At 71.9% G+C, this 23,234-nt stretch carries 22 protein-coding genes and 1 riboswitch; of the genes, 7 read left to right on the forward strand and 15 right to left on the reverse strand.

Annotated elements, in window-relative coordinates:
• Positions 1 to 447 precede the first annotated feature (447 nt).
• The 3 genes from ACGFIM_RS05785 to ACGFIM_RS05795 all read left to right on the forward strand — a co-directional run bounded on the left by ACGFIM_RS05785 (position 448) and on the right by ACGFIM_RS05795 (position 3,549).
• Entirely contained in the window at positions 448 to 1,596 is a 1,149-nt protein-coding gene (locus ACGFIM_RS05785; protein ID WP_393195213.1) for an AMP-binding protein, read from the forward strand.
• Between the two features lie 44 nt (positions 1,597 to 1,640).
• Positions 1,641 to 1,982 carry a hypothetical protein gene (locus tag ACGFIM_RS05790; RefSeq protein ID WP_393195216.1) on the forward strand — a complete coding sequence of 114 codons (342 nt, stop codon included), beginning with the start codon at positions 1,641 to 1,643 and terminating at the stop codon, positions 1,980 to 1,982.
• Between the two features lie 178 nt (positions 1,983 to 2,160).
• Positions 2,161 to 3,549: an RNA polymerase sigma factor gene (locus ACGFIM_RS05795; RefSeq protein WP_393195219.1), complete on the forward strand. Its 1,389-nt coding sequence runs from the start codon at positions 2,161 to 2,163 to the stop codon at positions 3,547 to 3,549.
• A 267-nt stretch (positions 3,550 to 3,816) separates the two neighbouring features.
• Here ACGFIM_RS05795 and ACGFIM_RS05800 read toward each other — a convergent pair whose 3' ends face one another.
• Positions 3,817 to 4,194, reverse strand: coding sequence for a hypothetical protein (locus tag ACGFIM_RS05800; protein WP_393195222.1), 378 nt, complete (start codon positions 4,192 to 4,194; stop codon positions 3,817 to 3,819).
• Between the two features lie 136 nt (positions 4,195 to 4,330).
• Between ACGFIM_RS05800 and ACGFIM_RS05805 the strand changes: the two genes are divergently transcribed.
• Both ACGFIM_RS05805 and ACGFIM_RS05810 read left to right on the forward strand, forming a co-directional pair.
• Positions 4,331 to 4,891: a TetR/AcrR family transcriptional regulator C-terminal domain-containing protein gene (locus ACGFIM_RS05805; RefSeq protein WP_393195224.1), complete on the forward strand. Its 561-nt coding sequence runs from the start codon at positions 4,331 to 4,333 to the stop codon at positions 4,889 to 4,891.
• Positions 4,892 to 5,089: 198 nt separating this feature from the next.
• Positions 5,090 to 5,281 carry a DUF5999 family protein gene (locus ACGFIM_RS05810; RefSeq protein ID WP_364052933.1) on the forward strand — a complete coding sequence of 64 codons (192 nt, stop codon included), beginning with the start codon at positions 5,090 to 5,092 and terminating at the stop codon, positions 5,279 to 5,281.
• A 357-nt stretch (positions 5,282 to 5,638) separates the two neighbouring features.
• Here ACGFIM_RS05810 and ACGFIM_RS05815 read toward each other — a convergent pair whose 3' ends face one another.
• Positions 5,639 to 6,229 (reverse strand): alpha/beta family hydrolase, encoded by a 591-nt coding sequence (locus ACGFIM_RS05815; protein ID WP_393195227.1) that lies wholly within the window; start codon positions 6,227 to 6,229, stop codon positions 5,639 to 5,641.
• Between the two features lie 83 nt (positions 6,230 to 6,312).
• Here ACGFIM_RS05815 and ACGFIM_RS05820 point away from each other — a divergent pair, with 83 nt between their 5' ends.
• Complete coding sequence (locus tag ACGFIM_RS05820) at positions 6,313 to 6,660, forward strand: hypothetical protein (RefSeq protein ID WP_393195230.1); 348 nt, start codon at positions 6,313 to 6,315, stop codon at positions 6,658 to 6,660.
• 92 nt (positions 6,661 to 6,752) lie between these two features.
• Here the strand turns inward: ACGFIM_RS05820 and ACGFIM_RS05825 are convergent, their stop codons facing one another.
• From ACGFIM_RS05825 to ACGFIM_RS05885, 13 genes are all read right to left on the reverse strand, one after another.
• The gene (locus ACGFIM_RS05825; protein ID WP_393195233.1) at positions 6,753 to 7,562 is read right to left on the reverse strand and encodes a tetratricopeptide repeat protein; all 810 of its coding nucleotides are present in this window, start codon (positions 7,560 to 7,562) and stop codon (positions 6,753 to 6,755) included.
• Between the two features lie 162 nt (positions 7,563 to 7,724).
• Positions 7,725 to 10,556 carry an aminomethyl-transferring glycine dehydrogenase gene (gene gcvP / locus ACGFIM_RS05830; RefSeq protein WP_393195236.1) on the reverse strand — a complete coding sequence of 944 codons (2,832 nt, stop codon included), beginning with the start codon at positions 10,554 to 10,556 and terminating at the stop codon, positions 7,725 to 7,727.
• A gap of 179 nt (positions 10,557 to 10,735) precedes the next feature.
• Positions 10,736 to 10,832: riboswitch (glycine riboswitch) on the reverse strand.
• Between the two features lie 194 nt (positions 10,833 to 11,026).
• Positions 11,027 to 11,647 carry a MerR family transcriptional regulator gene (locus ACGFIM_RS05835; RefSeq protein ID WP_393195239.1) on the reverse strand — a complete coding sequence of 207 codons (621 nt, stop codon included), beginning with the start codon at positions 11,645 to 11,647 and terminating at the stop codon, positions 11,027 to 11,029.
• 147 nt (positions 11,648 to 11,794) lie between these two features.
• Positions 11,795 to 12,265, reverse strand: coding sequence for a bifunctional nuclease family protein (locus tag ACGFIM_RS05840; protein ID WP_090771501.1), 471 nt, complete (start codon positions 12,263 to 12,265; stop codon positions 11,795 to 11,797).
• Between the two features lie 131 nt (positions 12,266 to 12,396).
• Positions 12,397 to 13,023 carry a MerR family transcriptional regulator gene (locus ACGFIM_RS05845; protein ID WP_393195242.1) on the reverse strand — a complete coding sequence of 209 codons (627 nt, stop codon included), beginning with the start codon at positions 13,021 to 13,023 and terminating at the stop codon, positions 12,397 to 12,399.
• A gap of 23 nt (positions 13,024 to 13,046) precedes the next feature.
• The gene (locus tag ACGFIM_RS05850; RefSeq protein WP_393195245.1) at positions 13,047 to 13,559 is read right to left on the reverse strand and encodes an FHA domain-containing protein; all 513 of its coding nucleotides are present in this window, start codon (positions 13,557 to 13,559) and stop codon (positions 13,047 to 13,049) included.
• A 268-nt stretch (positions 13,560 to 13,827) separates the two neighbouring features.
• The gene (locus ACGFIM_RS05855) at positions 13,828 to 16,332 is read right to left on the reverse strand and encodes a sugar phosphate nucleotidyltransferase (RefSeq protein WP_393195248.1); all 2,505 of its coding nucleotides are present in this window, start codon (positions 16,330 to 16,332) and stop codon (positions 13,828 to 13,830) included.
• Between the two features lie 4 nt (positions 16,333 to 16,336).
• Positions 16,337 to 16,918, reverse strand: coding sequence for a CDP-alcohol phosphatidyltransferase family protein (locus tag ACGFIM_RS05860; protein ID WP_393195251.1), 582 nt, complete (start codon positions 16,916 to 16,918; stop codon positions 16,337 to 16,339).
• Between the two features lie 923 nt (positions 16,919 to 17,841).
• Positions 17,842 to 18,786 (reverse strand): GNAT family N-acetyltransferase, encoded by a 945-nt coding sequence (locus tag ACGFIM_RS05865; protein WP_393195254.1) that lies wholly within the window; start codon positions 18,784 to 18,786, stop codon positions 17,842 to 17,844.
• A gap of 118 nt (positions 18,787 to 18,904) precedes the next feature.
• Positions 18,905 to 19,501 carry a phosphoribosylanthranilate isomerase gene (locus ACGFIM_RS05870; RefSeq protein WP_393195257.1) on the reverse strand — a complete coding sequence of 199 codons (597 nt, stop codon included), beginning with the start codon at positions 19,499 to 19,501 and terminating at the stop codon, positions 18,905 to 18,907.
• 10 nt (positions 19,502 to 19,511) lie between these two features.
• Positions 19,512 to 19,928: a hypothetical protein gene (locus ACGFIM_RS05875; protein ID WP_393195260.1), complete on the reverse strand. Its 417-nt coding sequence runs from the start codon at positions 19,926 to 19,928 to the stop codon at positions 19,512 to 19,514.
• 133 nt (positions 19,929 to 20,061) lie between these two features.
• Positions 20,062 to 20,736 carry a response regulator gene (locus tag ACGFIM_RS05880; protein WP_393195263.1) on the reverse strand — a complete coding sequence of 225 codons (675 nt, stop codon included), beginning with the start codon at positions 20,734 to 20,736 and terminating at the stop codon, positions 20,062 to 20,064.
• The gene (locus ACGFIM_RS05885; protein WP_393195266.1) at positions 20,733 to 22,337 is read right to left on the reverse strand and encodes a sensor histidine kinase; all 1,605 of its coding nucleotides are present in this window, start codon (positions 22,335 to 22,337) and stop codon (positions 20,733 to 20,735) included. The genes ACGFIM_RS05880 and ACGFIM_RS05885 overlap by 4 nt, the downstream gene beginning before the upstream one ends.
• Positions 22,338 to 22,466: 129 nt before the next feature.
• Here ACGFIM_RS05885 and ACGFIM_RS05890 point away from each other — a divergent pair, with 129 nt between their 5' ends.
• On the forward strand, positions 22,467 to 23,054 hold the full coding sequence (locus ACGFIM_RS05890; RefSeq protein WP_393195269.1) for a class I SAM-dependent methyltransferase: 588 nt from the start codon (positions 22,467 to 22,469) through the stop codon (positions 23,052 to 23,054).
• Positions 23,055 to 23,234 lie beyond the last annotated feature (180 nt).

Below are 23,234 nucleotides of genomic sequence, written 5' to 3' on the forward strand. Positions count from 1 at the left end.
GACGCCTCCTGCTTCCGGCCAAGCCAGTGGATCTCAAATGCCGACAAATGCTGAAAATTCCCCATGGGGCGGCGGAACAGTAGCACCGGGGGCGCCGATCGCACCGCCTGCCCCCGCCGCCCGCCGGCGGACGGCCGCACCGCCCGCTCCCCCGGCGGATCGCACGGGGACACGCCGGGCGGACCGCACGGGAACACGCCGGACGAGCCGCGCGGGAACACCCTGGGCGGAGTGCCCGGGGACGCACCGGACCGGCCGTGCGGGGAGATCCTGGGCGGGTCGCTCGGGAACGTGCCGGGCCGCAGGGCGCGAGCCCGCGGGGGCGGCCCTGCTGCGGCGGTCTGCCCGTGAAGCCGTGTACGCATCGGGATCCGGAAGACCACGGGGGAACGCGTCACGACCCTCCCTGAACCCGCTGTCCGACCTGTCGCCATTAACCTTACGAGCATGTGGAGGAACCCGTCGCATCCGGACCGGCCACTGCATGCCATCGTGCAGCCTCCGGGACCTGCCCTGTTCGCGGCGATCCGCGACGCGCTGGCGGGTGAGGGACCCGCGGTCCTTCCGCTCGCGCCCGGCCAGGAGGGTCCCGCCATCGAGGCGCTGCGGCCCACCCACGTCGGCGGCTCGCCCCGCGACGGCGGCGCCGGCGTTCCCGGCGATGTGGCGGTCGTGATCTCCACCAGCGGCAGCACCGGCCCGCCCAAGGGCGTCATGCTCTCGGCCGCCGCGCTGCGCGCCTCGGCCTCCGCCTCGCTGCGCCGCGTCGGCGCGGCCAGGGGCGAGCGCTGGCTGTGCTGCCTGCCCGTCTCCCACGTCTCCGGCCTGCAGGTCCTGGTACGCGCGCTGCTCTCGGACAGCGAACCGGTGATCCACCCGGCCTTCGACCCCCGGGCGGTGCTCGACTCGGGTGCCGACCACGTCTCGCTGGTGCCCACCCAGCTCCACCGGCTGGTCGAGATGGGTGCGGATCTGTCGGTGTTCAAGACGATCGTGCTCGGCGGCGCCGCGGCCCGTCCTGGCCTGCTGGAGAAGGCCCGCGAGCTGGGCGCGCGGGTGGTGACGACGTACGGGAGCAGCGAGACCTCGGGCGGCTGCGTCTATGACGGCCGCCCGCTCGACGGCGTGGACGTCAAGATCGGCGAGGACGGCCTCATCAGGATCGCCGGCCCGGTGCTGTTCTCCGGCTACCGCTTCGACCGGCCGCCCGCCCCGCTCGACGGCGGCTGGTTCGTCACCTCCGACCTCGGCGAGCTCGACGGCGGGCGGCTGCGCGTCCTGGGCCGGGCCGACGACGTCATCAACACCGGCGGTGAGAAGGTGGTGGCCGGCGTGGTGACCGCCGTGCTCGCCGCGCACCCCGAGGTCGCCGACGTGGCCGTGGTCGGCGTACCGGACCCGGAATGGGGTGAGCTGGTCACGGCCGTCGTGGTCCCCGCCCACCCCGACACACCACCAACACTTTCAGAACTGCGGGCATACTGCCGCGATAGGCTTCCTCCCCACGCCGCCCCGCGCGACCTGCGGCTGATGTCCCGGCTACCACTGCTGCCGAACGGAAAGACCGATCTGGTCCGCCTGAGGGCAGGAACCTGACGAGTTGCGGCTGCGTCATAGTGGGGAAGAAGGAGGGAGCCTTCATGGACCAGACCCGCAAGATGTGGGCATCCGCGGCCGTCGTCGGCGTCATCATCGTCGGGGGCGCGTCAGTCGCGGCGGCCGCCTCGGCGGGCAAGCTCGACCAGGTCGCCAGGGAGACCAGGGCCGAGATGGAGAAGGTGTCACCGTCCGGCGAGCAGCCCGGCCCCGAGAGCAGCGAGCCCGCCGTGGTCTCCACGGAGGTCAACCCCGACCCCCAGACGGTGCTGCGCTACTGGAGCGACCAGCGGATGGAGGACGCCCAGCCGATGCCCATGCCGGAGGTGGGCAGGCTGGAGATGGGCGAAGGCGATTCCGGAGAGATCGGCGGGCAGCCGGAATAAGAACAGGGGCGGGGGCGGTTGAGTATTCGGGCGTTCCGCCCCTTCTCATCCCCGCATCGTGCGCACCGGGAACAAATGACGGCGAATGGCGTTATTGATACTGGTGCGCCGTGCGGACGTCAACCGCCCCACCACAACCTGCCTGATCGCTTCCACTCCGTACGGAGGAGGTGTCCTCATGCCCAGAACCGCCGTGGCGACCCCGCCCGAAACTCTCGACCAGCTCATTGAACGAGGGCGAGCGCAGGGTCACCTCTCTCTGGCGGAGCTGCGTGACGCTTTCGCGAAGGCCGGTATCAGCCCCTCTGAAGGCCGCACGATCCTGCGTGAACTCTCAGAGGCCGGCGTGAGCCTGGCCACCGAGAACGAGCCGTCTCTCAGCACCACTGCCCCTGCCAAGAAGGCCGCCGCCAAGAAGACCACCTCGCGCGCAAAGACTACCCGCCGCAAGGCGAGCGAGGCAAAAACCGACGCCCAGGCGCCGACCAAGCGCAACGGCAAGAAGTCCCGCAAGGCCGACGGCGCCGAGCCCGAGCCCGCGCCGGAGCCCGTGGAGGACGTGGAGGACACGGTCAAGGACGCCGCCGACGACCTCGCCATCGACGGTGAGGACGCCGACCTCGAGAACGAGCCGCTCGACCTCGACGACACCGCGTCCGTCATGGGCGACTCCGTGCACACCTACCTCAAGTCCATCGGCCGCCGCACCCTGCTCACCGCCGCGCAGGAGGTCGAGCTGGCCAGGCGCATCGAGGCGGGCCTGTACGCGGAGTACAAGCTGGAGACCCAGCCCGACCTGCCCGAGGACCTGCGCGAAGACCTCAAGATGGTCGTCGAGGACGGCAAGCAGGCCAAGGACCACATGCTGGAGGCCAACCTGCGCCTCGTGGTGTCGGTGGCCAAGAAGTACACCGACCGCGGCATGTCCCTGCTGGACGTCGTCCAGGAGGGCAACCTCGGGTTGATCAGGGCCGTGGAGAAGTTCGACTACACCAAGGGCTTCAAGTTCTCCACGTACGCCATGTGGTGGATCAGGCAGGCCATCCAGCGCGGCTTCGCCGACTCGGCCCGGACGATCCGGCTGCCCGTTCACGTGCTGGAGATGCTCTCCAAGCTGTCGCGGGTCGAGCGCGACATGCACCAGCGGCTCGGCCGCGAGCCCACGCCCGAGGAGCTGGCCGTCGAGCTGGACAAGACGCCCGACCAGATCGAGGAGCTGCTGCGCACCAGCCGGCAGCCCATCTCGCTCAACGCGACGATCGGCGAGGACGGCGAGACCACGATCGGCGACCTCATCGAGGACGTCGACTCCCCCGAGGCGTCGGAGATCGTCGACCGCCAGCTGCTGGGCGACCAGCTGCGCGGCGTGCTCGACAACCTCTCGCCGCGCGAGTCGAAGATCATGGCTCTGCGCTTCGGCCTCGTGGACGGCAAGCCGCACACCCTGGACGAGATCGGCAAGCACCTGGGCCTGACCCGGGAGCGGATCCGCCAGCTGGAGAAGGAATCCCTGTCGAAGCTCCGCCACCCCAGCAACACGCGCCCGCTGCTGGACTGGGCGAGCTGACCCCGCTCGGCTGGGCGTGCCGACACCAAGAGCCCCGGTGATCCACCGGGGCTCTCGTCATGTACAGGGACCCGCCCCTGTTGGACGGTCACGCGCCACCCGCGGGACCCAGGGCGCGGCCGGTCGACGGAAAACGGGAACTCTCAGCGCGCGACCGGCCGGCGCGAGACGGAAACCCTCAGCGCGCGACCGGCCCGCGCGAGACGGAAGCCCTCAGCACGCGACCGACCTGCAGAAGACGGGTAAGCCGCAGGAAGCGGCGGCCGGTCAGCGGGAGGCGGGGACGCGCTGCGGAACGCGCGGGATGCCCCACAGCCGGTTCTCCTCGCGCAGCGTGCGCAGGCGGTTGACCTCGGCGGTCCACATGGCACCCTCGGGGGTCGCCTTGGCCTTGCGGCGCGCGATCCGGTCGTCGTAGGCCTTCACGCCGAACGTGGCCCGCTGCCCCGCCTCGGCGGCCCGCAGCGCCTCGGTCAGCGCGCGGTCGAAGGCCAGCCCGGCCTCGCGCAGCTCGAACTCGTCGGCGTCGGCGGCACGCAGCTCCTGCAGCGTGCGCTCGGCCTGCCTGGCCTTCTCGAGCAACTCAGGGAAGCTCTTGGCTATCTCCTGGTCCGCGTGGTAGCGAACCTCTGCCTCCCGGCTCACCCGCGGACGGAAAAACGCCATTCGACCCGGCCCTTTCACGCTGTCGTTGCTTGTTCAACCGCCAAGCGTACGCCGTCCGGCGACACGTGCGGAAATCGCCCCGGCGCGAGCGCCTTTACATAGTAAGATCACCGGCATGCCCGCCAAGAGACCGCCGGTCCCCCTCTCGCGCGAGCGGATCATCGAGGCCGCGCTGCACATCGCCGACACCCAGGGTCTGCGGCGCCTCACGATGCGCCGCCTGGGCGACGCGCTGCAGGTGGAGGCGATGGCCATCTACCACCACCTGCCCCGCGGCAAGGAGGCGCTGATGGACGCCCTGGCGGAGCACGTCACGTCCGTGCACGTGGAGCCGCAGTCGACCTGGCAGGAGACGGCCAAGGCGTGGTGCCGGGCGAGCAGGGAGCTGCTGCGCGACCATCCGGGCGTGCTGGCGCTGGCACTGACGAAACCGCCCAAGGGCGCCACGGCCATCGCGATCAGAGAGCAGACCGAGCAGCTCGCCGAGGCGGGGCTGGAGAACGCCGCCGAGGCCGTGCGCGCGCTGCGGGCCTTCGTGTTCGGCAGCGTGGCGGTCGAGGTGCAGCAGTCCGGCTGGGCCGACCCCGAGGTCGATGAATGGGTCAGGCGGGACGAAAGAGCCGATGAGGACTTCGAGCGCGGACTCGACGCTCTTCTCAAGGGATTGCAAACGTGATGCGCGTGGTGCGCTCGGCCCGTTATCCTGCAAGAGGCACGTTGTGTCGAAGGTCACACGGTTCGGGGACCCTTCTGTAACAGTCCCTGCGGGTCACGCCGGAACGTGTGACTCGCGCACACGGGCCAGCACAACCACCCGAGCCGGCTCCCGCCCCTCCACCACGGGAGCATCCCACGAGATATCGGAGGCACGCCGATGTGCCCGCATGAACCGGCCTGTCCGGATGCAGAGGCGCCGGACCGCGAAGCGGCCCGCACCCTCGCCAGTCACCCCGAACAGGGGTGGAGCCTGCTCTGCAACGGTGTCGTCCTGTTCGAGGACACCGGGGAGCTTCTGCCCAGCGGCGCGGCCATCGCACCGCACCGGCCCGTGGTCGGCGCGGCCTGACCCGCCACCGGGCGGCCGGCGCGCGACTTCCGCGGCCGGGCCGCCCGACTTCGCCGGCCCGCGCCAGCGGCACGTGAACGCCGCGCGCGGGCCCGTCCGAAGGCCCGCACAGGGCCACCTCGGAGGGCTCTTCTGCAGACCCTCCTGAGATCCGCACAAGGCCGCCCCAAGAGGCCGGTACCACGGTCCGTGCGGCCTGCTGAGAAAAGCCCGCGCGATGCGCGCTGGAGCGCACCCATGTGGGCGAGCGCGTACAAACGTAATGCGGCTACAGCGCACGCGGACGAGCACGTACAAGCGCGCTGCCGCTGGAGCGCACGCACGCGGGCGAGCGCGTACAAGCCCGGACAGTGCGGGCTAGGCGTACCGGGTCAGCCACTCCGCGACGATCTCACCGACGCGGGCGGGGTTCTTGTTGAGGCCGTGGTTCTCGCCCGGCAGCACCACCAGCTTGGCCGCGTCCTCCGCGCCGGGTATGCCGAACGGGTCGCGATCGCCGTTCACCACCAGCACATCGACCCCGGCCTCGCGCAGCTCGCCGACCCGGGAGCGTTCCGGCTTGCCCGGCGGGTGCACCGGGAAGGCCAGCGCCACCACGGTGAGCGCCCCGACGGACTTGGCCGTACGGCAGGCCAGCCGGGCGCCGTTGCTCCGCCCGCCCTGGACGAGCGGCAGCCCGGGAAAGCGCTCGCGCAGCGCGTTCACCACGCTCACCCACGCCTCGTCCTGCGCGGCCGCGTTGCCGGGCGCCCGCGCCCCCTTGACCCGGAACGCCTGCGTCACCCGCGCCACCGTGGCGCCCACGGCCAGGGCCGCATCGCGTACGGCCAGCAGATCGGGCGAGTCCACACCGCCGCCCGCGCCGTGGGTCATCACCAGTAGCAGCCGGGGGTCCTCGGCTTCGTCGATCTCGACCGCCGCCGGACCTTTCGGGGTCATCACCTGCATGGCAGCACCGTACCTGCGGAGGATCACGCCCTACCTCTCAGGTGGGATGACGGCGTGCCGCCGGGCCGTACATGATAGATCGCATGTCAGACAAACGCCTCAGGGACGACCTGCAGGCCACGTTGGACGCCCGCCGCGACCTGGGCCCCGAGTACGAGGCCGCGTTGATCGACTCGTTCATGGAGCGCCTCGACGCCACGATCGCGCACCGCGTACGCGCCGAACTCGACCTCCACGAGCCCGCGCCGCGGGGCAAGCGGCAGAGCCCGGCCGGGCCGATGGTCCCGATCGTGATCGGCTCGCTGGCCCTCGGCATCCCGCTGACGGGCATCGCGGGCTCGAGCGCGGGCGCGACCGGCCTGCTGATCACCTGGATGGCGATCGTCGCGATCAACGTGGCGGCCGCCGCCGTGATCATGCGCCGCCGCTGAACAGGCACGGAACCCGGCCAGCGTGGTCAGGCGTTGGGCCGGGAGGCGGCCGGACACCCTCGGGCCCGGTCCGGCGAGACGGCCGCAACGGGTCAGGTGTCGCGGTGGTAGCGCAGGCGTACCTCGGCGGCGAGCGTCTCGTCCTCGTGCTCCAGCCCGTACGTCCACACCCGCTCGGCGTCCTCGGTGCGCCCGCGCAGCGGCAGCGTGCGGGCCAGCAGCTCGATGGCCAGGGCGCCGGTCTGCGGGTCGGCGCCGCTGTCAAGGCTCGCGGCGAACTCGGCGCAGGCGAGCTCCAGATGCGCGATGCCGAGCTGGACCCGCAGCCCGGGGATCTCGTCTTCGGGGGCGAACTCCAGGGCGTCGAGCAGCACCTCGGCCGCCGCGCCCGGCTCGCCGTGCTCCACCATCAGGTCGGCGAGGCGCTGGGCGGCGTGCGCGCCGATCCGCTCGTCGCCGGCTTCGACGCCGGCCTGCATGGCCTCGCGCAGCTCCTTCTCGGCCTCGGCCAGGTTGCCCTCGCGGACGGCGAGCCTGGCCAGCCCGAGGCGGGCCAGCGGCACGTACGCGGGCGTGCCGACCCCCAGCACCGCCTGCCAGGCGCCCCTGGCCTGCTCGTCGCGCCCCTCGCGCTCGAACCCCTGGGCGAGGTGGCAGGCGGCCTGTGCGGCGTATTCGGGGTGTCCGGTGGCCAGGGCGGTCCTGGCGGCCCGCCGTGCGGCCTCGACGTCGCCGCGCTGCTCCAGGACCACGGCGAGGCCCACGGCGGCCTGGGCGCGGTCGGGATCGTCGGGGTCGTCGGCCAGCTCGCCGAGTATCGCCGCCGCCGCGTCGAGTTCGCCGCGTTCGGCCAGGCGGCGGGCGGTGTCGAGGGGCGAGGTCTCCAGTTCTGAGGACGTCAACGGAGCTCCTTGTGGGGACGGTCGGCCCCGAGCCTAACGAGTTCCGCCGATCATGTCTGCTCACTTGACGCCGAAGGACTGGCCGCCTCGCCGCCGGGGCCCGCAGAAGCCCGCCCGCACACGCCGGAGGGCGGGCGAACCGCCCGCCCTCCGCGTCTCCGCTCAGTCCTCGTACGCCTCCAGCGGCGGGCAGGAGCACACCAGGTTGCGGTCGCCGTAGGCCTGGTCGATGCGGCGCACCGGCGACCAGTACTTGTTCTCGCGCAGGGACGCCACCGGGTAGGCGGCCTCGCTGCGGCTGTAGGGGTGCGTCCACTCGTCGGCGGTGACCGACTCGGCGGTGTGCGGGGCGTTGCGCAGCGGGTTGTCGGTCTTGTCGTACTCGCCGGAGGCGACCTTCGCGATCTCGCCGCGGATGGCGATCATCGCGTCCACGAACCTGTCGAGCTCGGCGAGGTCCTCGCTCTCGGTGGGCTCGATCATCAGCGTGCCGGCCACCGGGAACGACATGGTCGGCGCGTGGAAGCCGTAGTCGATGAGGCGCTTGGCCACGTCGTCCACGGTGACGCCGGTCTCCTTGGTGATCTGCCGCAGGTCGATGATGCACTCGTGCGCGACCAGGCCGCCGCGGCCGGTGTAGAGCACCGGGTAGTGCGGGGCCAGCCGGCGGGCGAGGTAGTTGGCCGACAGGATGGCCTGCTGGGTCGCGGCGGTGAGGCCGTCGGCGCCCATCATCCTGACGTAGGCGTACGAGATGGGCAGGATGCCCGCGGACCCGTACGGCGCCGCCGAGACCGGCCCGACCGGGGTGCCGCCGCGCAGCGGGTGGCCGGGCAGGTAGGGGGCGAGGTGGGCGCGGACGGCCACCGGCCCGACGCCGGGCCCGCCGCCGCCGTGCGGGATGCAGAAGGTCTTGTGCAGGTTGAGGTGGGACACGTCGGCCCCGAACTCGCCCGGCTTGGCCAGGCCGACGAGCGCGTTGAGGTTGGCGCCGTCGACGTAGACCTGGCCGCCGGCCTCGTGCACCTTGGCGCAGATCTCGGTGATGGCCTCCTCGTACACGCCGTGCGTGGACGGGTACGTCACCATGATCGCGGCGAGCGCGTCGCGGTGCTTTTCGATCTTGGCGTCGAGGTCGGCCAGGTCGACGTTGCCGTCCTTGTCGCAGGCCACGACGACGACGCGCATGCCGGCCATGACGGCGCTGGCGGCGTTGGTGCCGTGGGCGGAGGACGGGATGAGGCAGACGTCGCGCCGGTCCTCGCCGTTGGCCCGGTGATAGGCGCGGATGGCCAGCAGGCCCGCGAACTCGCCCTGGGAGCCGGCGTTCGGCTGGATGGAGACGGCGTCGTAGCCGGTCACCTCGGCGAGCCAGCTCTCCAGCGTGCCGATCAGCTCGCGGTAGCCCTCGGCCTGCGACTCGGGCGCGAACGGGTGGATGGCGGCGAACTCCGGCCAGGTGATCGGCTCCATCTCGGTCGTCGCGTTCAGCTTCATGGTGCAGGAGCCGAGCGGGATCATCGAGCGGTCGAGCGCGATGTCCTTGTCCTGGAGCCTGCGCAGGTAGCGCAGCATCGCGGTCTCGGAGCGGTGCTGGTGGAAGACCGGGTGGGTGAGGTAGTCGCTCTCCCGCAGCAGCGAGGCGGGCAGCGCGTCGGGGGCCTGCTCGGGCTCGACGGCCTCGCCGGTGACGCCGAAGGCGGCGCGTACGGCGGCCAGCTCGGCGGCGCCGGTCTTCTCGTCGCAGGCGACGGAGACGTGGTCGGCGTCCACCTGCCAGAGGTTGATGCCCCGCTCGGCGGCGGCGGCCACGACCTCGGCGGCCCTGCCGGGCACGCGGGCGAGCACGGTGTCGAAGAACTCGCCGTGCACGACCTCGACGCCGGCGCCCTTGAAACTCTCGGCCAGGGCGCTGGCGTGGCGGTGCACGCGGCGGGCGATGCGGCGCAGGCCCTCGGGTCCGTGGTAGACGGCGTACATGCTCGCGATGACGGCGAGCAGGACCTGGGCGGTGCAGATGTTGCTGGTGGCCTTCTCGCGGCGGATGTGCTGCTCGCGGGTCTGCAGGGCCAGCCGGTACGCGGGGTCGCCGTCGGCGTCCACGGACACGCCGACCAGGCGGCCCGGGAGCTGGCGCTGCAGCCCGTCGCGTACGGACATGTAGGCCGCGTGCGGGCCGCCGAAGCCGAACGGCACGCCGAAGCGCTGGGAGGAGCCGACGGCGATGTCGGCGCCCAGCTCGCCGGGGGCGGCGATCAGGGTGAGCGCGAGCAGGTCGGCGGCGGCCACGACGAGCGCGCCCTTGTCGTGCGCGGCGGCGGCGATCTGGCGGAAGTCGCGCAGCCGGCCGGAGGCGCCCGGGTACTGCACGAGCACGCCGAAGCACTCGGGCAGCTCGCCGTCGAGCGAGTGCTCGACGAGCGTGATGCCGAGCGGCTCGGCCCTGGTGGCGAGCACGGCCTTGGTCTGCGGCAGCGCGTCGGCGTCCACCACGAAGACGCTGCTCTTGGACTTGCCCGCCCGGCGGGCCAGCGTCATGGCCTCGGCGGCGGCGGTGCCCTCGTCCAGCAGGGACGCGCCGGCGACGGGCAGGCCGGTGAGGTCGGAGACGACGGTCTGGAAGTTCAGCAGCGCCTCGAGCCGGCCCTGCGAGATCTCCGGCTGGTACGGCGTGTAGGCGGTGTACCAGCCCGGGTTCTCCAGCAGGTTGCGGCGGATGACGGCGGGCGTGACCGTGTCGTAGTAGCCCAGGCCGATCATCGAGGTGAGGACCTTGTTGCGGCCGGCCAGGGCGCGCAGCTCGGCGATCGCCTCGGCCTCGCCGATCGGGGCGGGCAGCCGCAGGCGGTCCTTGGCCCTGATCGACTCGGGGACGGCCACGGCCACGAGGTCGGCGACGGACTCGAAGCCCACGGCCTCGAGCATGCGCTGCTGCTCGGACTCGGAGGGGCCGATATGCCTGGACGAGAACGGAGGAGCTGACAGATCGGTCATGGTGTGCCTCCCGAGGCTTGCGGAGACCGGCGCCGGGGCGCGGGCGAGTGCCGGATCTCCCCCTCTGTCAGCGCGGGCCACGCGGTGCGCGGCGCCACGACCTGAGAGCTTCACCCTGACGCAGGGCTTGCACCGTCGGTGAGACACGCCTGGCGGGCGCGCCTGCTTTCCAGAGTCGCCTCGCCCGAGCGGTACCGGTTGCCTGAGAGATTCCGGGGAGGGTTGCTCCTTCGGCGCCCTGGGCCCTGGGCCCGGGGACTCTCCCGCACGGGGTCGTCAGCCTTGCTGTCCTAGATTACTACGTTAGGCCGCTATTGCCGTGCACCGCATCACGGGTGAAAGGCGCACTTCACCGCGGGTCTCGCAGTGAGCGTTCGATGAGGCGGTGACGCTTCGTCACCTCTGCGTTCCGGTACGTGCCGCGCCGCGGGCGGCGTTCACCCCGGCGCGAGCGTACGGAAGCGATCGGGTCAGCCGATGCGGCGGGCGCGCCGCCTGCGGGCCAGTTCGTCAGCGGGGTGGTCGGCCGGGACGGTGTCCGCGACCGCCGCGCGTTCCCCCGGCAGCTCCGCGAGGGATCCCTCGACCTCGCGCCAGACCCGGCCGAGCGCGATGCCGAACACGCCCTGCCCGCCCTGGAGGAGGTCTATCACCTCGTCGGCCGAGGTGCACTCGTAGACGCTGACGCCGTCGCTCATGAGCGTGATCTGGGCGAGGTCGGCGACCCCGCGGTCACGCAGGTGCTGGACGGCCGTACGGATCTGCTGCAGCGACACCCCGGTGTCGAGGAGCCGCTTGACGACCTTGAGCACCAGGATGTCGCGGAAGCTGTAGAGCCGCTGCGAGCCCGAGCCGTGCGCGGCCCTGATCGTGGGCTCTACCAGGCCCGTGCGCGCCCAGTAGTCGAGCTGCCTGTAGGTGATGCCGGCGGCGGCGCAGGCCGTGGGCCCGCGGTATCCGATGTCACCCGGCAGCGCCGTCGGCTGCTCGTCGAAGAGCAGTCCCTGCTCTCCGGCACGCTGCCGCGCGCTCTCGCGCCGCACCGGATCTTCCTGGCCGGCCGTCTTTCCCTCGCCGCTGCTGACCGCCACGCGGACCTCCGGCTTTCTCTCATCCCGTGGCCTGATCTGGGGGTTCGTGAAGGGCGGCCACGGGTTTCACTTGCACCGTAGGACCGTGACCATGCTCAGTCAACGATCCGGCTCGGCGCGTCGTGAAGCGTAAATGCACTGAAATACCTACCCCGCCCTGCCGAAGTCTTCGGGAGTGATCGTGTCAAGGAACTCCCTGAACTTCTCCACTTCGTCCTCCTGGTCGTCCGGGATGATGACCCCGGCCTCCTGGACGACCTCTTCGCTGGCGAAGATGCGCGCCCCCGTACGCAGGGCGAGCGCGATCGAGTCGGACGGCCGCGCGCTCACCTCCACGCCGTTGGAGAACACCAGGTCGGCGAAGAAGATGCCGTCGCGCAGGGCGACGATGTTGACCGCTCGCAGGCCGACACCCAGGGCGCTCAGCACGTCCCTGAAGAGGTCGTGGGTGAGCGGCCGCGGCGGCGGCTCCTCAGCCTGGGCCAACGCGATGGCCGTGGCTTCGGTCATGCCGATCCATATAGGAAGGAACCGCTCCCCGTGTGCCTCCTTGAGCAAGACGATCGGCTGATTTGTGGGCATTTCAACTCGAACGCCCACGACCTCCATCTGCAACACGGGCTGCTCCGTTTTCCTGACCGGTCACCCGGCACAGCTCTTGAACATCGGTTCTGCTGACTGGTTCCTGCAATTCAACGTAACACCCGGTGGGCCCGGAATGTGCCCTCGCCTCCCAGCTCGCTTCGCCGTCAACGACCCAGGACCGACCGCACCTCCGTGCGCACAAGGGATGCGTGCAGGTCGAGCAGAAGATTCGACAGCTCGCGGGCGACCTCGTCGGCCTCTCCGATGGCTCCGGGGCGGCGCCGTTTGAGTATCGGCGCGACGGTCTGCTCGACCAGCCCGGCCTCGCGCTCTGCCGCCGCCTTGACCGCCCGCAGGTGCCGGGCGTGCAGGCCGAAGCGGCCCAGGGCGCCGACGGTGCGGGCGATCTTGAGCGCCTCCTCGTCGTAGCGCCTGGCCACCGGGGCCAGCAGGCCGTAGTCCTCGAGCTCGGTGAGCGTCTCGTCGTCGATGCCCGCCTTCTCGAGCAGCTCGGACCGGCTGAGCTTGACCTCCTGCGCCTGCTGCACCGCGCGCGGCCGGCCGAAGCTCTCGGCCATCTTGTCCTTGATCACGCGCAGCGGCAGGTAGTGGTCGCGCTGCTCGGTCAGGATGAAGCGCAGTTGCTCGACGTGCAGGTGGGTGAACTTGCGAAAGCCGGAGGGGCTGCGCTCGGGCTCGATCAGCCCTTCGCCCTCCAAGAACCTGATCTTGGAGATGGTCACATCGGGGAACTCGCTCCGCAGGAGCGCGAGCACCTCCCCGATGCTCATGTGCGAGCGTGCCGCCTGTGAAGTCATACGCCGGAGTTGCCCCGCATCAGGAAGAGAAGGCGAAACTTGCCGATCTGCACCTCGTCGCCCGAATGCAAGGGTACCTCCTCGATACGCTCGCGGTTGACGTACGTGCCGTTGAGGCTGCCCACGTCGCGCACGGAGAACTGGCCGCCGGGGTGGCGGTAGAACTCGACGTGGCGGCGGGAGACCGTGATGTCGTCGAGGAAGATGTCGCTCTCGGGGTGACGCCCCGTCGTCGTCAGGTCCTTGTCGAGCCGGAAACGACTCCCCTGGTTGGGGCCCCTGGTCACGGTGAGCAACGCCGTACCGGGCGGAAGCTGCTCGACGAGCGCCCGCTCGGCCTGGAGCATGTCGCCTGTCTCAGCCTCGTACGCCTCGATTCCCGCTATGGAGATCGTCGAGGTGGTGTCCCCGGAGACCTCGTGTCTGGTCAGCGGCGACCCACAACGGGAACAGAAACGGGCATCCTCGGGGTTGGCGTGCCCGCACTGCGTGCAGTAGACGCTCGGCATCGATCGGCTCGGCCTCCTACCGCGAAGACGCGGCGACGGTGCTCTGGGCGCGCCTCGCTTCGCTATTTTCACGTTTGCGAATGCCGCAACTTACGCTGATCAGCGGCAAAGGTCAAGGCGGGGCGCTGCACTGTGGTTCGGACGCAGATAAAGTTACCGCCGCCCCCGCCCCGTGGTCCATGCCGCCGCGCGTATCTACATTACGATCTTGCGGCACTCTCTGGGCACGTCATCGGCGAACCCTTTCCGTTAACTCTGCGTGACGAGCTCAGCCGGCCGCCCGCTCCACGACCCGAGCCCAGCGTTCGAGCAGGGCCTGGGCGGCGTCCAGATCCGCCGCCTCGGCCCACAGGTCGGTGACCGGCTCGGTGGCGGCCGGCAGCACCAGCACCCAGCTTCCGTCGTCGCGCGCCACGCGCACGCCGTCGGTGGTGTCGACGCGGTGCCGGTCGGGCTCGGCCTCGGCCGCCTCGATGACCGAGCGCATGACCGCGCCCTTGGCCGCCCACGGCGTGGGCACCGACCGCTTGAGCAGCCTGGCCTCGGGGATCCGCGCGTCGATCTGGCTGAGCGACAGCCGGGTGCGCGCCACCAGCCCGAGCAGCCGCATGAACGCGGCCAGCCCGTCGATGGCCGGGCTGAACTCGGGCACCACGAACCCGCCGCGCCCGTCGGCGGCGAAGATCATGTCGGGTCCCGCGGCGGCCGATGTGAGCGCGTCGAGCGCGGTGGGCGTCCACTGCACCTGCACGCCGTGGAAGCGGCAGACCTGCTCGGCGACCCTGGTCGTGGTGACCGGCAGCGCCACCTGGCCACCCCGCCGTTCGGCGGCCACCAGGTCGAGCACGACCAGCAGCGCGCGTTCCTCGCTGATGAGCTGGCCCTTCTCGTCCACCAGGGCGATGCGCTCCCCCACCGGGTCGAACCGCACCCCGAACGCCGCCCGCGACGAGCTGACCAGCTCCGACAGGCGCTGCAGGTCGCGGCGGCGCTCGGCCAGCGTCTCGGTGGGCGAGACGTCGTCGAGCCTGGCGTTGACCGTGAGCACCTCGACGCCCACCCTGGCCAGCAGCGTGGGCAGCACCAGCGACGAGGTGCCGCCCGCGCAGTCGACGACGACCTTCATGTCCCGCACGTCGCTCACGCCCACGTGGCGCAGCAGCTCGTGGGTGTAGTCCTCGACCGCGCGGGCCGGGTAGGTCAGCTCGGCGATCTCGCCGGGGAAGGCGCGGCGGAACTCCTGGCGGGAGAAGACCCGCTCCAGCTTGCGCTGCGCGGCGGGCGGCAGGTCGGCGCCGCGGTCGTCCATGATGATGATGTCCACGCTCTGCGGGTCGCCCGGCGTGGTGCGCAGCGCGATGCCGCCGGCCGCCGACACCCTGGCCGTGTGGAAGCGGGTGACGGGCAGCGGGGCGGCCTCCAGGTCGAGGACGTTGATGGCGCCCGCGGTCAGCGCGCCGATGACGGCCCGCTTGAGCGCCCTGGCGGCCAGCGAGCAGTCGCGCGAGGTGACGACGCGCTCGCCCTTCTTCAGCGTGGTGGCGTACGCGCTGGCCAGGCGCACGCACAGCTCGGCGGTGATGTCCACGTTGACCAGGCCGCTGACGCCGCGCGGCCCGAACAGGTTGCGCTGGCCGCGCGACTCCCAGATGACGCTGGTGTTGACCACCGCGCCGGCCTCGATCGTCTTGAACGGGTAGACCTTGACGCCGCTGGAGACGTACGCCTCGGCCTCGATGACGCATTCGTCGCCGACGATCGCGTTCTCCTCGATGCGGGCGCCCGCCATCACGTCGGTGCTCTTGCCGATGACGCAGCCGCGCAGGTGGGTGCCGGGACCGAGGTAGACGTTGTCGTGGACGATCGCGCGGTGCAGGAACGCCCCCTCGCGGACGACCGCGTTGTTGCCGAGGACGGTGTACTCGCGCAGCTCGGCCCCCGCCTCGACCTTGGCGTAGTCGCCGATGAGCAGCGGGCCCTTGAGCACGGCCCCGGGGTCGACCGTGGCCGAGTCGGCGACCCACACGCCGGGCGAGACCTCGAAGCCGCCGATGTCCAGTGCGACCCGCCCCGACAGGGCGTCGGCCTGGGCCTTGAGATAGCTGCCGTGGGTGCCGACGTCCTCCCAGTAGCCGTCGGCGACGTAGCCGTAGATGGCGGCGCCGCGGGCGAGGAGTGCGGGGAAGACGTCCGAGGACCAGTCGACGGGGCGGCCGGTGGCGACGGCGTCGAGCACCTCGGGTTCCATGACGTAGATGCCGGTGTTGACGGTGTCGGAGAAGACCTGGCCCCAGGTGGGCTTCTCCAGGAAGCGCTGGACCCGGCCCTCCTCGTCCACGATGATGATCCCGAATTCGAGCGGGTTGGGGACGCGTTTCAGACCGATCGTGACTAGAGCGCCTTTTTGACGATGAAAGCGGATCATCTCCGATAAATCGATGTCCGTCAGGGCATCTCCGGAGATGACCAGGAAACGGTCGTCGCGCAGGCGGTCGGCGGCGTTCTTGACGCTGCCCGCGGTGCCGAGCGGCACGTCCTCGGTGGCGTACTGGAGGCTCATGCCCAGCTCGCCGCCGTCGCCGAAGTAGTTGCGGACCAGCGCCGCGAGGAACTGCAGGGTCACCACGGTCTCGGTGACGCCGTGCCGCCTGAGCAGGCGCAGCACGTGCTCCATGATCGGGCGGTTGGCCACAGGGAGCAGGGGCTTGGGCTGGTTGGCGGTCATCGGACGCAGCCGAGTGCCCTCCCCGCCCGCCATGACGACCGCCTTCACCCGATCATCCCCTTCTGGCCTCCGCCACGAGCTGGCGTACCTGTACGACATACAGGACGCCCGCCCACCAGTACAGGCCGGCTCCCCAGAGCGCGAACGCCCACCCGACAATTCGTGCTATTTCGGCATACCACCCGGAGTGCGAGGCAAGGAAGAGCAGCGGGAAGGCGTACATGAGATTGAACATGGCGGCCTTGCCCAGGAAATGCACCTGAAGTGCCCTATAGCCGTATTTGCGAAGAACAGGGCCGAAACAGCCGACGAAGAGGTCGCGGCCCAGGACGATGACGACCAGCCACCACGGGATCACCTCGCGCAGCAGGAGGGCGATGACGGTGGCGAAAACGTACAGCTTGTCCGCGGCCGGGTCGATGAGCCGGCCGAGCCTGCTGGTCTGATTGAACGCGCGGGCGATCTTTCCGTCGAGCCAGTCCGTGAAACCGGCCACCGCGAGGACCCCGATGGCCCACCCGTCGGCCTTGGGCCCGAGAACCAGCCAGAAGAACACGGGCACGCCAAGGAGGCGCAGGAAGCTCAGCAGGTTAGGAACCGTCCAGATCCGGTCCTCGGCGGAAGTTTCACTCACGCAGGAGACCCTACTGCCTGGAACTCCACCACAGCGGCCCCCGTCCGCCCGCCCTCCGGCCGCCTGTGCACCACCCTCTCCTCTTTGGAACGCGCACTCGGGACGGGACCGGACCTGCCCGCCCCACGTGCCAGAACGCCCCGAAACCCCTTCCGGTGACGGGCTCGGGCGTCGCCGGGTGTCCGAAGCCCTCCCGCAGGGCCGGTCGCGACCACCCCGAGCGCCGAGCGGGCGACCGCGGCCGCATCCCAGCGACGCACCGTAAGGCAGGCACCGCACGGCCGCCCGACGAGTCTGCACCGCACAGGGGCTGAGCCACCACGTCCGGCCTCCCCTGAAGCCGGCTCACTCCGCACCGGAGACGGCCGGCACGGGACACGACACACCGGAGACGGCCGGCACAGGAGGCCTTGCGCCGGAAACGGCCGGGGAGGCGGACCCGCGCCGCTGTCCCCGGCCATGCCGAACTCACGCCCCGCCGCCGCGCACGGCCACGGGGGATGGCCGCTGCTCCGCTCCGGATCGGCAGCCGGGAGGCGAGGCGCCCCGTGCCAGAGGCACCGAAGCGGCCCGGCCACGCGCACCACCCTGGCCGGGGCATGGCGTTCGTTCTGATGGGCAAGGCATGGCGTTGGTTCTGGTCGTGACCGCGCGACTGGGGCGAGGCGCGTTGCGCTGGAGGTGGCCGGGCAGGGGCGCGCCGTACCGGAGGCGGCCGGAGCGGGGCACCGTACGGAAAGGAAGCCAGGCAGGGCGCGCCTTCGCGAGAGGAAGCCGGGGCGGGGCGCGCCACACCGAAAGGGAGCCGGGGCGGGCGCGCCGGCACGGAGCAGGCCGGCTGCGGTGCTCCGGAGGCGGGGCGCGATCAACCTGCGGCGTGCCGACCGGGCCCGGAGCGTCAGGGGCGATCCGGGCCGGGTGGATCAGGTGCAGAGGAAGGCGTGGGTGCGGGTGACCGGGGTGAAGCCGAGGCGGCGGTAGAAGCGGTGCGGCCAGTCGTCGGTGTCCGCCAGGAGGAAGATCAGGCCGTCTGCGCCGCTGCCGGTCTTCACGCCGGTGTTCGCGCCGGACTCGCCTGCCAAGGCAGCGGGGTTGCCATCGGACACGCTTGACCCGGCTTCAGGGTTCCCACCGGAATCGCTTGCCCCGGCGGCAGGGTTCTCACCGCGCGTTTCTGGTCCGGTGGCGGTGCTCGTGGCGAGATCGGCGGGTGCGGTGGCGGCGATGAGGGTGGCGGCCTCGGCGAGCAGGGCCGTCATCAGGGCTCTGGCGTGGCCGGAGCCGCGGTGGAGCGGGCTGGTGAAGACGCTCTCGATCTGGGCGACACCGTCGTGGACGTACAGGTCCGCGCGGGCGGCCACCTCGCCGTCCGGCGCGCGTACCCCGTAGAAGCGGACCACGTCGGCGCCGTCCAGGCGGGCTTCGACGCGGCGGGCGAGGCCCTCGATGACGTCGGCCGGGGCGTTCGGGAGCGTGTGGCGCCAGTCGCGGCGCAGCACGGGGATGAGCTCGGCTGGCTCCAGCCGTTCGGCCTGCGGCGGCGACTCGGGCAGCTCGCCGTGGAAGGTCATCACGTACGTCGTCTCGCGTTCGTAGCCCGCCTCCTCGAACGCGGGCGCGCAGGCGGTGCCGAGCCGGTCGTCGTCGACGCAGATCAGGCGGTGGGCACGCGCGGCCAGGAGCTCGTCGGCCGCCTTCAGCAGGAGCTCGGCGGCCCGGCCGGGGTCCGGGTCGGGGGCGGCGGTGACGATCAGCTTGTTGTCGTCGTACGAGCCGGGGTAGCGGTCGTCGAGCACCGCGAAGCCGCCCGGCGCGGGCAAGACGCGGGGCGCCCTGCGGCGGGCGAAGCGGTGCAGGAAGCCGAGCACCCGGGCCACCTCGCCGGCCCCGTCGGAAGCCGGCGACCCGCCGGCCCTGTCAGATGCCGACGATACGCCGGCCCTATCGGACGCCGGCGACCCGCCGGCGGTGTCCGGGCTGAGGAAGTCAGGCATCGAGGTTGCGTACTGCTTTGATGAACGCTCTGATCAGGTCGGAGTCCTTCTTGCCCGGCGCGGTCTCGACGCCGCTGGAGACGTCGACGCCCCACGGCTCGGCGGCGGCGATCGCCTCGGCGACGTTGCCGGGCGCGAGGCCGCCGGCCAGCATCCAGTGGCCGGAGGGGCGCCCGCGCACGGCCGCCCAGTCCCACGGCCGCCCCGAGCCGGCGTGGGGCGCGTCGACGATGAGCAGGTCCTCGTCGTACGCCCCGCAGCGCAGGTCGGCCTGGGAGTCGACGGCCCTGACCAGGCGGACCCCGAGGTCTTTGAGTGCGGTGAAGTCGCCGTGCGGGTGCCTGCCGTGGAGCTGGACGGCGCGTACGCCGGAGGCCAGCGCCGCCTCGCGCACGGTCTGCGGATCCTCGCCGCGGAAGACGCCGACGGTGAGGACGTGCGGCGGCACGAGCGCGGCCAGCTCGGCCGCCCGCTCGGGCGTGATGCGGCGTGGGCTCGTGGTCATGACGAATCCGATGGCGTCGGCGCCGGCCTCGACGGCGGTGGCGACGTGTTCTGGCTCGCTCAGCCCGCAGATCTTCACGTACACGCCTTCGACCTTAGCGGCGCCGCGTGGCGGACGGGGACAGCCAGGCCCAGAACAACAGCGCCAGAATGAGGACGAGGAGGATCACCCCGCCGGGCGCGTGCGCGGCCGGCCGGGTGACATGCTGGGCGAGACCGACGGCGAACAGCGCGATGCTGCCCAGCGCGGGCCAGCCCGCCCCGCGTCCCGGCCGCCAGAACAGCACCGCGAGCACGATCTGCACGAGCGCCACGACGTGGACGACCGTCCCGGCCATGACGTGGGCCTCGGCCATCGACGCGTTCTCCGCCGCCTGCCCGGCGAACGCGACGGCCACGAGGAGCGCCGCGGCCTGCGCGGTGACGGCCAGGCGCAGGCCGTACAGCAGGCCGGCGGAGATCCCGTCGGCCGCGCCGTCCGTCCGGGCCGGGGCGCCGCGGGTCTTCTGCATGGCGGGTCCTTCCGCTGCTGCGATCGATGTGCGATCACATGATCGCGTAGCGGGGCGTCCCGGTCGTCCACCCGGTGGATGAGACGCCGGTACGCCCTGGGATGAATCCGCCGTCCCCGCCGTACTCCGGAGGTCAGTTCCGGGGCTGGCGTACGGGGCGGAAAGAGGCGTCGACCAGCCCCGTGCGGTGGGCGACCACCGCCGCCTGGATCCGGTTGCGCAGCCCCAGCTTCTCCATGGCGGCGGCGATGTGGGTCTTGACCGTGGTGACGCCGACGTGCAGCTCCTCGGCGATCTCGGCGTTGGACAGGCCGGTGCCGACCAGGGCGAGGACCTCCAGCTCGCGCTCGGTCAGGCCGGGCGGCACGGTGGGCGCGGCCTGTTCTTCGGCGGCGAGGAAGCGTTCGACGACCCGGCGCAGCACGGACGGCGCGAGGAGCTGCTCGCCGGCGGCGGCGCGGCGGACGGCGTCGACCATGCGTTCGGGATCGTCGTCCTTAACGAGGAAGCCGGCGGCGCCGGCGCGCAGGGCGGCGTAGACGTTGCCGTCCTCGGCGAACGTGGTCAGCACCACGATCCTGGTGAAGGGCCGGGCGGCGAGCACCCGCTTGATCGCCTCCAGTCCGTCGACCCTGGGCATGCGCAGGTCCATGAGGACGACGTCGGGCAGGTGGCGCTCGGCCAGGCGGACGGCCTCGGCGCCGTCCTCGGCCTCGGCGACCACCTCCATGTCGCCCGTGGCCTGCAGGAGCATGCGCACGCCCGCGCGTACGAGCGCCTGGTCGTCGGCCACCAGCACGCGGATCACGCGGCGCTCCCCGAGGCCAGGCGGGTGGGCAGGTGGACGGCGAGCACCCAGCCGCCGTCGCCGTCGGGCCCGGCGCTGAGCGTGCCGCCGAGCGTGCGGACCCGCTCGCGCATGCCGGCGAGGCCGCGTCCCGAGGAGGGCAGGCGTTCGATGGCCGTCGGGGGGCGGCCGTTGCGGACCTCGACGGCGAGCCCTTCGTCTGAGGAGGTCACGGATACGCGGACCCGGGTGCCTGGGCCGGCGTGTTTGAGCACGTTGGTGAATCCTTCCTGGACGATCCTGGCCGCGGATGCGCGGGCGACGAGCGGGGCCTGGTCGATGGCCGGGTCGAGGTCGAGGTCCACGACGAGGCCGGCGGCGGCCATGCGCTCGGCGGACTCGCGCACGACGTCGGCCGGGTCGGCGAGCAGGCCGGGCTGGCGTTCGGGGTCGCGCAGCAGGTCGAGCAGGTCGCGCAGGTCCTGCAGCACCTGGTGTCCCGTCTGGCGGATGTCGTCGAGCGCCTCGGCGACGGGGCCGTCGGACGCGGTGTAGCGGGCGGCGCCGGCCCGCAGCACCATGGCGCCGACGTGGTGGGCGACGATGTCGTGCACGTCGCGGGCGATGCGTTCGCGCTCGGCGAGCTGGTCGGCGCGGACCTGGGCGACGGCGGCGCGGGCGGCCTCCTCGGCGCGCAGGCGCTCGGAGGCGGCGGCGGCGCGGCGCATGCCGAGGTAGCGGCCGATCGCGATGGGCGTGGAGACGAGCGTCATGAGCACACCGACGCGAAAGGGGGTGATCTCGGTCTGGGGGCCGACGACGGCGATGGCGGTGAGCAGGCAGCCGGTCAGGTACGCGGCCAGCGTCCACGCCCACGACGCCACCCGCATGGCGAACACGCCGATCGCGATCAGCGTGAGGATCACGCAGGTGTTGACGACCTGGTTGAGGTAGGCGTCGGCGGAGACGAGCAGCACGCCCTGGAGCAGGAAGACCAGTCCCGGCAGCCGTCGTGCGATGCCGAGCGACAGGCCGCCGACGACGGCTAGCAGGCCGATGACCCAGACCGGCTGGCCGCCGGAGTGCCAGGACGTCCAGGTGCTGAGCACGGTGATCGCCACGCCGCCGGCGGCGAGCAGCGCGTCGGGGGTGACGTCGCGATCGTCAAGGCGTTCCGCCGAGCCGCGCAGGTAGCCGCCGAGCACGGCGGGGAAGACGGGCAGCAGCATGGCGTACATCCACGTGTTGCCGGTGAGCGCGATTCCGGGGTCTGCGATGTTGCACGCGGTCGCGCCGATGGCGGCGACGACCGCGAGCGCGGTGGCGCGCGCGCCGGCGCGGTATCCGGCCACGCCGAGCGCGACGCAGAGAAGGATCTGTGCGGTGTTGGAGGTGAACGAGCCGAGCTGGTCGGTGACGACGAGCACGGCCGCGAGGAAGAGCGTGACGCCGATGGGCCGGTGGCGGACGAGCCCCATCGGCAGGCCGACGAGCAGCGCCATGGGGATGGCCGCCTCGGCGGGGAGGTACTCGGTGTCGCCCGCGTGCGCCGTGGTGAGCAGGTCGAGCCCCACCCCCGAGGCCGCGAGGAGGACATCGAGCGGCACGCCACGCCAACGCATGAACCACACGGTAGCCGCCTCTTCCGGCCCGCTGATCCTCCGAGTGGAGGAGCTCGCCTCCTCCAAGTGGCCGCAGGTCCGCCCTGGAGGGGGAGCGATCAGGAGCGCCGATCGGCCTACGTTCATGGCATGCCCAACGACACCGCGCTGTTCCTCGGTCAGTTCCTGCGCTCCCCCGGCACGATCGGTGCGGTCGCGCCGAGTTCACGGCGGCTGGCGGCGGCCGTCTGCGCGCCGATCCCGGAGCGGGGCGAGCCGATCGTGATCGAGCTGGGGCCCGGGACGGGCGCGTTCACGGCGGAGATCCAGCAGCGGCTCGGCGGGCGCGGGCATCACCTGGCCGTCGAGCTGAACGAGCCGCTGGCGCGGCTGCTGGCCGGGCGCTATCCGGCCGTGGACGTGGCGCACGCCGACGCGATGCGGCTGGGCGAGCTGCTCGCCGAGCGCGGGCTGCGCTCCGCCGACGTGGTGATCAGCGGCCTGCCGTGGGCGGCGTTCCCCGGCGCGATGCAGCGCGAGCTGCTCGGCGCGGTCACGGAGGCGATGAGCCCCGGCGCGGCGTTCACCACGTTCTCCTACATCCACGCGATTCCGCTCAGCTCGGCGCGGCGGTTCCGCGCGCTGCTGGCCGAGCGGTTCGAAGAGGTCGTGCCAGGACGGACGGTGTGGCGCAACACGCCTCCCGCGTTCGTCTTCCACGCCCGGCGGCCCCGCTGACACGCGTACGAGCGGCCGAGCGTAGGAGGAGGAGCGCGGGGCGTCCGGCCGCCCGATCGGCGCCCGGATCGGACGGGGTGCGCCTGCGGCCGGGAGCTGCCTGCTCAACTTCCCGGCGGCGCGAGTGTCCGGACCGCCCCCGCGGTTCCCGCCGGCCTGTGGACCGGCGTGCCCATCGCC

It is taken from the genome of Nonomuraea sp. NPDC049309 (genome assembly GCF_043196965.1).
GTDB lineage: Bacteria > Actinomycetota > Actinomycetes > Streptosporangiales > Streptosporangiaceae > Nonomuraea > Nonomuraea fastidiosa.